The 10,741-nt window shown below is 58.5% G+C and carries 7 protein-coding genes; 2 read left to right on the top strand and 5 right to left on the bottom strand.

The window, feature by feature from the left end:
* The coding region (locus tag RMR13_RS14910) for a transposase (RefSeq protein WP_310601419.1) at positions 1 to 317 on the top strand (317 nt) is incomplete at its 5' end.
* A 538-nt stretch (positions 318 to 855) separates the two neighbouring features.
* On the opposite strand, the gene RMR13_RS14900 is transcribed toward RMR13_RS14910, so the two are convergent.
* From RMR13_RS14900 to RMR13_RS14880, 5 genes are all read right to left on the bottom strand, one after another.
* Positions 856 to 3,177, bottom strand: a complete 2,322-nt coding sequence (locus RMR13_RS14900; RefSeq protein WP_310601418.1) for an ATP-binding protein — start codon at positions 3,175 to 3,177, stop codon at positions 856 to 858.
* 342 nt (positions 3,178 to 3,519) lie between these two features.
* Positions 3,520 to 3,690 (bottom strand): hypothetical protein, encoded by a 171-nt coding sequence (locus tag RMR13_RS14895; RefSeq protein ID WP_310601417.1) that lies wholly within the window; start codon positions 3,688 to 3,690, stop codon positions 3,520 to 3,522.
* Positions 3,691 to 3,805: 115 nt separating this feature from the next.
* Positions 3,806 to 4,942 (bottom strand): glycosyl hydrolase, encoded by a 1,137-nt coding sequence (locus RMR13_RS14890; RefSeq protein WP_310601416.1) that lies wholly within the window; start codon positions 4,940 to 4,942, stop codon positions 3,806 to 3,808.
* 26 nt (positions 4,943 to 4,968) lie between these two features.
* Entirely contained in the window at positions 4,969 to 8,442 is a 3,474-nt protein-coding gene (locus RMR13_RS14885) for a polysaccharide deacetylase family protein (RefSeq protein ID WP_310601415.1), read from the bottom strand.
* A gap of 178 nt (positions 8,443 to 8,620) precedes the next feature.
* On the bottom strand, positions 8,621 to 9,094 hold the full coding sequence (locus RMR13_RS14880) for a hypothetical protein (protein WP_310601414.1): 474 nt from the start codon (positions 9,092 to 9,094) through the stop codon (positions 8,621 to 8,623).
* 446 nt (positions 9,095 to 9,540) lie between these two features.
* Here RMR13_RS14880 and mdtD point away from each other — a divergent pair.
* On the top strand, positions 9,541 to 10,741 hold a 1,201-nt coding region (gene mdtD / locus RMR13_RS14875; protein ID WP_409070304.1), incomplete at its 3' end, for a multidrug transporter subunit MdtD.

The raw sequence follows: 10,741 nt of genomic DNA, 5'->3' as shown, positions 1-10,741 counted from the left end.
GCCCGTTGACGGACAAACAGATCGACGCCTTGGCGGAACTGATCAGCATGGATATGCAGACCTCCAAGGCATGGCGCATCAAGGAGATGCTCCGCTGGGTGCGCAAGGCCTCGTCTCTGCAAGGCGCCAAATGGCGGCTGATCAACTTTGTCAATGTGGCCCTGGCGCTGGTGGCCGATGTCGATCTGCTCAAGCCGGTCGGCAAAGCCCTTAAAACGATGGCAAAGCATCGGCAGGCCATTCTTGCCCGATGGGCATCAGGCCACAGCAATGCCAGGATTGAAGCACTCAACGGCATCTTCCAGGCGGCTAACTAAATGCAGGGCCAGAGGATATAGAAACGATGACACGTTTATCAGCATTATCTACTTGCTTGCCGCTCCGATACAAAATTTGCTCAAATCCACATGATTCGTCGAAGAGCCTCCACATCCTCTGCTGCTCGGGTTTGCGTCTGCCAATCGCCATGCGCTATTAACCTCTTGTTGTGAATAAGCAAATTCAGATTACCGCGCCTGGGAATTGGGGCAATAGGTTTTACCTGATCGCTGTGTTTTTCAACGGGCTGTTAAGGTGATGCGCATTGGTGACAAACCGATACTCGACACCGGTTTCCAAATCGATGTAGTTGACCAGGCGAAGCGGCTTCTCAACCCCTTTGAGACAGATCGTCTGGTCGTTGGTGACGCCAGGGCTTTTTCTTCCGGCCTGTTTGAGCAAATACTCGACATCGGCGTTGCTTTTCAGGCGGGTGACAAAGAAGGTGGAGTTGGTGGTCAGGTCGTTGTACCAGGTATAGTCGGTGAAGCCGTGATCGAAACAGGTCAGTTCTTCTTGGTCCAGCGTGCGTCCACGTCAGTTGGTGTTGAGCAGTTTAAACAAGGTGCTTTTCAATTCGTTCAGATCAATGGGTTTGGCCACATGTCCGTTCATGCCAGCCTCTTTGCTGGCGACGCGGTCCTCGTTCATTGCGTTGGCCGTCATGGCGACAATCGGCACCGTTGCCGCATCGTGTTTGCCGCTGGCCCGGATGCGGCGCGTGGCTTCCATTCCGTCCATAATCGGCATGCGCACATCCATGAGGATGAGGTCGTAATCTTCGTGCATGAACGCACGCAGACCTTCTTCGCCATTCTCGGCCACATCCACCCTCGCGCCCAATTCTCCCAGAATGGCCACGGCAATTTCCTGGTTGAGGCTGTTGTCTTCCACCACCAAAAAGCGGAGACCATCGTAGCGGGCGTGTTCCCACTGCCGGGAGAGCTCCGACCGCGTGATGGGGAGTTCATCCAGGGGTACCAATTCCACATCAAACGTAAACAGACTGCCCTGCCCCTGTTTGCTGACCACGAGGATGGTTCCGCCCATAAGCTCCACCAGGGCCTTACTGATGGAAAGGCCCAGGCCGGTTCCGCCGAATTTGCGCGAGGTGGAAATATCTGCCTGGGAAAAAGGCTTGAACAGACGGGCTTGTTGCTCTTCCGTCATGCCAATGCCGGTGTCCTCCACGGTGCAACGCAGACGGACATTCCCGGACAACAGAGGCGTCGCGCTCATATGTAAACTAATAGAACCGCGGGAGGTAAATTTTGCGGCATTGCCCAGGATGTTCAAGAGCACTTGCGACAGGCGAAGTTCGTCGCCCACAGCATACCTGGGGACGGAATCGTCCAAGGTGATATTGAAATCAAGATGTTGCTCCTGCGTGCGCGGCAGGATCAATTCACGGATATTTTCCACAAGAACCGGTAGTTCAAAGGGTGCTTTCTCCATGGTGATTCTGCCGGCCTCTATACGGGAAAAATCCAGGATGTCGTTGATAATCCCCAACAGCAAGGAAGCGGAAGACTGAATTTTTTTAAGATATTTCAATTGAGTCGGCGGTGGGTTCGCCTGCATGGCCAGGTGGGTCATGCCCAGCACACCGTTCATGGGCGTGCGCAATTCATGGCTCATCCGAGACAGGAAATCCCGCTGTGCCAGGTTGGCGGCCTCGGCCGCCTCCAGGGCATTGCGCTCCGTAATGTCTGTGCCCATCTCCATGTGCAGCAAGCGACCGTCATGCCAGGTAATCAGGCGATCCGTCACCAAAAAGTCCCGACCTAAAATCGGGATGTGGATTTCTCTTCGCATCGGGGTCAACTTCGGGGTGCCATCCGGCTCGTACAATTGCCTATGGATGCAAAACGTACAGGGTTCGGTTTGACCATACAGCACTTCGTAACACAAGGACTGGTCTTCGATCTGAACACCCTTGGCGGCAAGCAGGTCGCGCAGATATTCATTGACATACACAAGGTGCTTGGTGGCCGGGTCACAAACAAAAACCGTTGCGTCCACGTTGCCCAGCACGCTTTGCAGTACCGCCATGGCGCGCCCGCTTTCCTGGGTGGCTTTATCGATGTCTTCGGCCATGGTGTTGATGCTGCTGGCCACCTCGCCGAGTTCCCCGCCCATGTTTTCGATGCGGTGTCCCAAATCGAAACGCATAGAGCGCACACCCCGGATAATGCGGTCCACATCCCTGACCGTACGGCGCGACATCGCCACCAGCAAAGACACCGTCAAAACGAAACACAATAACATAGCCAGAAAAAGATTGCGGACCATGTCGCGCAGCTGCGTCATGACGTCCGTGGTCAGCTCATTGGCCCATATGTAGCCTATGACCTTGTTGTCACGCACGATGGGGTGCATAGCGTTTAAAATATCGCCGCGCACCATGGTACCGGACCTGATCATCTCTTTATTGGTATCCATTACGATGCGGCCCGGATGATCCGGCGGGATGACCAGGCCCACGGCCTGCTCAAAAGAGGAAGAAGGCCCGTAAGTGAGGATGGCGTCTATATCCTTCGAATAGTATCCGATGCCCAGACCTGGGGCGGAGGAGGCCACGTCATCCGTGATACCGCGCAGTTCTTCGTTCAATACCGCTATCTTTTTTTCCCGTGAGGCGTTTTCCGCCCCGTGCCGCCGCAGGATAGCCTCATAACCGCCGGAATCCAGACGCGCATCAAGGATGTGCGTGAACGCCAGTAACTTTGCGTCCTTCTCCCGCATTATTGTGGTTTCCATCAGGCTTTTCGCCATATATCCGGTAAGCAAGAACGGCAAGTTCATCAGCAGCACAAGCAGAAGCAGTACTTTTTGCTGGAATGAAAAATGTTTTTTCATACGTGCCTTTTGCAAAATGACAAAGATAACCCGCAGCTAACAGGTTCACTCATGGCATATTTTTTATCTGGTTGGTCCTGAAAAAGCCCTTTATTATTTTCTGGTTATCATCAAATTTCAGCAAAGCTCGTTTGCCGGCAATCGGCGGTGTTCTTGACGCTTCGAAAAGTCGGTCGATCAAACGAGATCGCTCATTGCGCTCGCCAATGTCGACCAGCGCTACCCTTGTCTCGAACGTCCTTTGTTTGTTGTTTCGATAAACGTAGCGAGGGAAAATATCAAGAAATTTCAGCAGAATATACTCCAGGATGAAATCGGCTGAATTTGAGTGGTAATCAGTTTTTATTTTGCCGGAGCAAAGAGTTCGTCACCGTTCTTCTGCCCATCTGAGCAACGCCAGAGAGCAAAAAGCCATTCGGCAAAAAGAAGCGGCAACTTTTTCCTCAACTTCCTGAGGACCAGGCGGATATTGTGTCCCGCGCCACAGCGCAGGGCATTGATTTTGTCTTCCAACTCACCCAGCAGGTACGATGGGATGGATAGAGGCACTGGAGTAACTTCTATCTTTCTACAGGAAGCGTGTCAACTCAGCATCTTCGTTTATTGCCATAAACCCGGCCCCGGCCGGTCAGGGCTTGGGTGCCGGTTGTTCGAACTGCGGCCGCCCGAGCCAAAGCGGAGAGGCGATTCCTTCCCGGTATGCCTGCAAGGCCTCGGGTGAGGAGTTGACTCGCAGGTTGCTGAAGGAGCCGTCCTTGTTCTCCCACCGTTCGTGCCAATAGACAGCCAGCCGCACGCGCGGGTACTTGCGGGGCAGATCCCGCAGGGCCGCGGCAATAAACCCGGCCTTGTCGCCGGGCGGATATTCGCCCACTCCCCATTCCGCGACAAAGACGGGCTTTTCCGCGTCCAGTTTGCAGATTTCGGCATAGGGTTCGGCCATCATGTCGCCGAATTCGGCCCAGCCCTCGGAACGGGCCATTTTGCCGTAGACGCTTAAACCCAGCCAATCCACATACTGGGGGCCCGGATAGTAGCTGCCCATCCGGTTCCAGGCGGCCCGGGGCGAACTGAAATTGTTGGCATGGAAGCCCCACAGGATATTGGTCGCCTTCCGAGCCCGGACCCGGTCGACCACGTATCGATAGGTCTGCTTGTATAGCTCGGGGCCTTCGTACACATTCCGGCCGTCCTTGCGGCCGATCACCTTGCCGCCGCCGTAGAATTTGCCGGACCAGGGAAACCAGGTGCCGTTCATCTCCAATCCCCAGGCCACCAGCAGCGGCTTGCCGTACTGCCGGGCCGCGTCGGCCCAGTCGTCGATGTACTTGTCCCACTTGCCGGCCAGGATATCCCGCAGCCCGAACCGGTCCGGCCCCCGTGCCTCGCTGTACGGTTTGTCCCAGGGCGACCAGAAGAGCAGCGGCACGGCCCCGTAGCCCGCGACGATACGGACGGTCTTTTCCGGAAAAGCGCGGTCGCCCCAGAAATTGCCGAACGCCACCACGGCCAGCGGCTTGCCGGTAAGTCGTTCGAAGGCGGTGAGGGCATCGTAGGTCACCTGCGCCTCTCCCTCACCGAAATCGACATAGGCGCCGGCATAGACCCCGTTTTGGGGCATGATCAGGCTCTGCGAGCCATCGGATACGGCCGGAGCTTTCTCCGCCGCTTCGACCGTTTCCTTTTCCCGGCAACCGGTGCCAAGAGACAACAGCAGAAGCAGGAGCAGGAGGCAGGCGGACCGCAGCCGTTTGGAGATGAGCATGGAAGGGATCATGTCTGTTTGGCAATTTAGGCTTGATAGGGAACGGAAGCGGTGCGGTCGAGTTTGCCCCAGCCGACCCACACGCCCCTGAGAGCCCTGAGGATCGCCCGGATGACCACGATGTTGAGCACCGGCCGATAGATGAATCGCATCGGCAGTACCAGCCAGGTCTGGGCCAACGGCTCCCTTTCCACCAGGCAGGCGACCGCCGCCAGGAAGAAATCGGCGGCGAGGAAAACGAGAAAGTAGAGATAGAGTGCCGAGTTGGCCGGACTTAGCGCCAGCGACAGCAGCAGAGCCAGATCGATGATCGACCCCAGGGCGACCAGGATGATGTTGAAAAACCAGGCACTGGGCAGGCTGAACCAACCAAGGGCTGGATATTGGGGGTTGAACAGCAGTTCGCGATGCTTCCAGAGGCATTGCAGGGTGCCGAAGGCCCAGCGGAACCGCTGTTTGGCAAAGGCGCGCACCGTTTCCGGGGCCTCGGTCCAGGCCACGGCCCGGGATGCATAGTGAACGGTATAGCCTTGTTTATGCAGGGCCAAGGTCAGGTCGGTGTCCTCGGCCAGGGTTTCGGTGCTGATGCCGCCGACCGCCTCGATGGCGCTGAGGCGAAGGGCGCTGACCGCGCCGGGGACCACGGTGATGCAGTTGAGCCGGTGGTATGCCCGCCGGTCGAGGTTGAAGCCGCAGGTGTATTCCAGCGATTGGAACCGGGCGACCAGGGTTTTGGGGTTGCCGACCTTGGCCCGGCCGGACACCGCGCCCACTTGCTGGTCGGCAAAAGGCCGGATGAGATGGCCGATGGTTTGGGGGGTGAATTGGGTATCGGCATCCAGGCTGACCACAAAGGCATGGCTGATTGCCGCCATCCCGTTGCGCAGGGCCATGGCCTTGCCGAGATTGACCTGGCGGATCAGGCGGATGCGGGGATCGTCCTCGGCCATGGCGGCGACAATCGCGGCAGTGGCGTCCTGGGAGCCATCGTCGATCACCACCACCTCCATGGTGCCGGGATAGTCGGTGTTGAGCACCGAGCGGAGAGTGTCGTGGATCACTTTTTCCTCGTTGTAGGCGGCAATCAGGACGCTGACCGGTGGGCAGAAGGCTTGACCGTCGTCCTTGTTGCGCTCGTCGTGCCAACGGCTGCGAATGGCCAACCAGGAGACGACCAGGGTCCGCAGCACGGTCAGGCCCGTGGCGAAAATCATGAAGGCCCAGAAGAAATTGGTCAGCTCGTGCAGGGCGGTGAAGCCGCTGTCGCTGATCATCCGGGTCACGGGCTGTTGATTGTCCTGCACAACGGGCATCAGTTGCTCGGCCGGGATGCCGAGCAGGTCCGGCAAGGACAGAATCCGGTCGCCCCGGGCATAGAGGTAGTCGATGATGAGCGGCAAGGTCGCCACGGTCTGGCTGCGGTCGCCGCCGGCATCGTGCAGCAAAACCACGTTGCCTCCGCGCATCCGTCCGTGCTGGATGCGATCGAACATGACCTCGACCCCGGGTTTGTCCCAATCTTCCGGGTCGATATCCTCGGTTACCGTGAGATAGCCCATCTGCTGCGCCAGCTTGATCGGCACCAGTTCCTCCTGTTCGTGGGGATTGGTGTCGGCGTTGTAGGGCGGCCGGAACAGGGTGGTGGAATGGCCGGTGATCGATTCGAGCAGCCGCTGGGTAGCGTTGAATTCCAGGTGGGCGCGCTCCTCGGAGACCTGGGCGATGTTGGGATGGCTGTAGGTATGCACCCCGATCATGTGGCCTTCGTCCAGGATGCGTTGCACCAGCTGGGGATGCTTTTCCATATTGGCGCCGATCATGAAAAAGGTGGCCTTGACCTGTTTGGCTTTGAGGATGTCGAGGATCTGGGGGGTCCATTTCTTGTCCGGACCGTCGTCGAAGGTGAGGGTCACGCCGTCGCCGGGTCCCTGGCCCTGGTGGATGATCGTCAGGTAACCGGGAAAGGCTTCGTAGGTGGCGGTCAGCATCGCGCCGGGGCCGCCTTTTTTGTCGACCAGGATGCTGCGGGTGCCGTTGCTCCGTTCGTCTTCGATGCTGATCAGGTTGCCTCGGCCGATCTGAGCGATATCGTCGCCGGGCTTGATGGTTTCCAGTCGCGCCAACTGATCGCGGGACGGCAGGGTTTCGAAGGCAAGCCCCAGCACATCCCAGATGGCCGGGTCTTCGGTGCCCAGCTTGTTGATGGCGATACCGCCGACGTGGAACGACCGGGCCGCCGCCAACTGGTTGAGGAAGGTGATGGCGTCGAGGAACCAAATGGTGTGGACGGTTTGGCCGGTTTCGTAGACAAAGTGGGGGTTCAGCGAGGGCCGGCTGAAGGTGCAGGTGGTTTGCGCCGAACGCTTCGCCCGGCTCATCACGTCGGCAAAGCTGAGGAGTTCCGCCGATTTGCTCCCCTCGGTCCAGTCGTAGCCATAGGTGCCCAGGGAAATGACCCATTGGCCGGGGGAACCGTAGCCGCCGGCCAGGGTCGACAGCCAGCCATTGAAGAATTCGCGCGAGGCGATCGGACCGGGCTTGTCGGACTCGGCGTGCTCGTCATGGAGCATGGCCACGAAATGATCGACCGATCCGGCGATCCGGTCGAGATCGTACATCTTGAGATCCTGGCCGGTGGAGACGCACAGCCACAGCTCCAGGCGGGCCTGGTGGAGAGCGGCGGCGATCCTGGCGAGAAAGGCGCTCATGTTGCCTTTGTAGCTGGGATCGATCTGCTGCCAGTCGAGCACCACGCCGCCCGCTTGCATGGTGGCAAGGGTGTCGATGAGGTGGGCGATGAATTGGTCCTGCCGGTCAAGCGGGCCGTTGATCAGGGATTCCACGGCCTCGACCATCCAGACATCGCCGGGACCGAGGTTGCTGAGCAAGGGCAAGAGCATGGCCCCCTGTTCTCGGATCGATTCGATCAACTGCGGATCCGCCGTCGATTTCAGCTTGCCGATCTCGGCGTCGAAGCTCAGCCAATCCGGGCAGACATGGGTGAGTTTTTCCAGGTTTTCCTTGAGGGAATCGAGACTGTCCGGATTCCAGTTTTCGTAGAATCCCAGCCTGATTTCCCCGGACCGGGCCGGCGGTGCGGCGGTTGCGGCCGTCTTGTCGCGCCCGGCCGCGGCCTGGTGGCGCCGCGTACCGGCAGCGGCTTGCTCGGTTTTGCCCTCCTTGTGTTTCTTGGCATAGTGCAGCCACAGGCGTTTGGCGGGCTGCTCGCTGTCCTGCACCGTTTTCTTGCTCTGCTGGGCCTTGCTGGCGCGCAGCAGTTGTTCCACCGCCGGCGGCACGGCAAAGGGGGAGGGCAGGACCAGCGTCTGGATAAAGAGGACAATGGCAACGAACACCAGCAGGCCGGCCGCAAACATCAAGCGGCGAAACCTGGGCCAACGCTTGCCGCGCCGGTCGAGAAAGACAAAGGATTCCTTGGCCACGGCATTGTCCGGGGCAGGGGAACGGTCGGATTCGCGATCCAGGGGTGAGTGACTCATGACAACTTCGGGGATCCTCCGGCGGGATGCCGGTCAAAAGAAAGACGCTGACGACGCGGAGCCATTGGTTTTCATTATACCATGGCCAAGGTTGAAAGAAAAACCACGCTGTGGGTGGCGTGGTCTTTTCAACAAATTCGTTGGTTGGCGATATAGTATGCGGTCGGGCCGGGCAAGATCAATCGGTGCGGCGAAATTTTTCCGCCAAATCGATCAAGTCGGTCTTCTTCGGAAAGTAGAAGATCATCGCCACGGCGGCCATGGCTGAGAGCAGCAGCAGGTCGATCGGATTTTTGCCCACAAGAAACAGAATGAGACCATACAGGGCAATCGCCTCGACCAGGGCCAGGGTGACGATCATGGCGGTGGTGTAGCGCTGGACCACCGGATGTTGTCGCGATTTGGAAGGGGCGGGCGGCTTGTTGGCCGCCAGCAGCAAGCGTCGCGCCAGCCAGGAAACCGCCAGGGTCATTCCGGCGGCGGCGTACAACAGCAGGCGCAGCTGCCCGTAGAAATCGACGGTCACATTGACCGCCGTATCGCCCAAAAGAAGGGGAACGGCAATGACGTACATGACCAGCGACCCCGCCAGGGCGTACCAGATCGTCTTGAGCATGACCATCCCCTGGTCGAGTTCCTGTGCCGATATCATGGGGCCTCCCGGCGGTGCGGCCGCGCGTTGACGGTATGTCCGTTCCCGGCGGCGGACAGGCCGGGGAGGACGAAAGGTGCACTCCACGTTCATAGCATGCGCGTACCGCCTTGGCAACTTGCAACCCTGCGGTCACACGACAAATTGTTGCCAAGAGAAGACAGGCCCGGCTGCTGCTGCCGTCCCGGACGGTTGCCCCTTGATTGCAGCGGCAACGCGTGCTTGAAAATACACGAAAACGCTCGGGCGATAGCCCATTTTTCTTCGGCCGCCTTATAGTTACGAGACCAGGCCAGCTGGAAAATGGCAATGGAGCGGCAAGGACCGAGCGTTCCGGTACGGGAAAAGATTTCGGCCGGCACCTGGAGACATACAAGGGAATTTCCCGGTCAATCTCATTGTCTCGATTGATTGCATTGATCCTTCAACACCGATCCGGGGTCCAAATGGAACAGAAGACATCCCCTCCCGTGGCGGAACGTTCGCTGCGTGTTATTCCCTGGCTGGTGGCCATGGCCTTTTTCATGCAGATGCTGGACGCCACCATTCTTAATACCGCCATTCCGGCCATCGCCGGCAGTCTGAACGAAAGCCCGCTACGCATGCAGTCCGTGGTTATCGCTTACATGGTGACCGTGGCCCTGCTCATTCCAGCTTCCGGCTGGCTGGCCGATCGCTTTGGGGCCAAAAGGGTCTTTTTCCTTGCCATCCTTATCTTCTGCCTGGGCTCGCTCCTTTGCGCCGTGTCGCGCACTTTGACGCAGATGGTTCTAAGCCGGGTGGTGCAGGGGGTAGGGGGGGCGCTGATGGCCCCGGTGGGGCGGCTGACCGTTCTGCGCGCCTTCCCCAGGCAGCAGTTAGTGCAGGTGATGAGCTTCATCACCATTCCAGGCTTGGTTGGCCCGCTGCTCGGGCCGACGGTGGGCGGACTGCTGGTGCAGTATGCCAGTTGGCATTGGATCTTTTTAATCAATTTGCCGGTTGGGCTGGTGGGGTGCGTACTGGCCGTGCTCTACATGCCAGCGCTGAAAGATGTGGCGGTAAGGCGTTTTGACTGGATCGGCTTTCTCCTCTTCGGTATCTCCATGGTGGCGATTACGATGGCTGTGGAGGGCATGGGCGAACTGCACCTTCCCCTCAGCTTCACCGTGGGCGCCCTGGTCTTTGGCCTTCTGGCTCTTGTGGGTTATTGCCTATACGCCCTGCGGGCAGGCAACCCGCTTTTCAAATTGGCAATCTTCAAAATTCGCAGTTTCAGCGTGGGTATTGCCGGTAACTTTTTCGCCCGTCTGGGCAGCGGGGCCATGCCTTTTCTGCTGCCGTTGCTGTTGCAGGTGGGGCTGGGCTTTTCTCCCGCCGTAGCCGGCCTGACCATGATCCCGAGTTCCATATTCTCCATTTTTTCCAAGATTCTGGTCACGCCGCTCCTCCGGGTGTTCGGTTTTCGCCGGGTGCTGGTGGTTAACACTGTCCTGCTGGGGCTTTTTATCGTCTCGTTCAGCCACATTGGCGTCCACACGCCATACTGGCTGATTATTTTGCACCTCATCTTGTTCGGGGCGGCCAACTCGTTGCAGTTTTCCGCCATGAACACGGTTACCCTCATTGAGCTCACCCCGGAATACGCCGCGGGTGGCAACAGCATCC

The organism is Desulfobulbus sp., assembly GCF_031547805.1.
Lineage (GTDB): Bacteria > Desulfobacterota > Desulfobulbia > Desulfobulbales > Desulfobulbaceae > Desulfobulbus.
The sequence above is the reverse complement of the archived record's forward strand: the minus strand, read 5'-3'. Positions and strand labels throughout refer to the sequence as shown.

Bases quoted from the DNA above. Each gene is read 5' to 3' on its own strand.
- RMR13_RS14900 (WP_310601418.1), bottom strand. From the start codon at position 3,177: ATGAAAAAACATTTTTCATTCCAGCAAAAAGTACTGCTTCTGCTTGTG.
- RMR13_RS14880 (WP_310601414.1), bottom strand. From the start codon at position 9,094: ATGATATCGGCACAGGAACTCGACCAGGGGATGGTCATGCTCAAGACG.
- RMR13_RS14885 (WP_310601415.1), bottom strand. From the start codon at position 8,442: ATGAGTCACTCACCCCTGGATCGCGAATCCGACCGTTCCCCTGCCCCG.
- RMR13_RS14890 (WP_310601416.1), bottom strand. From the start codon at position 4,942: ATGCTCATCTCCAAACGGCTGCGGTCCGCCTGCCTCCTGCTCCTGCTT.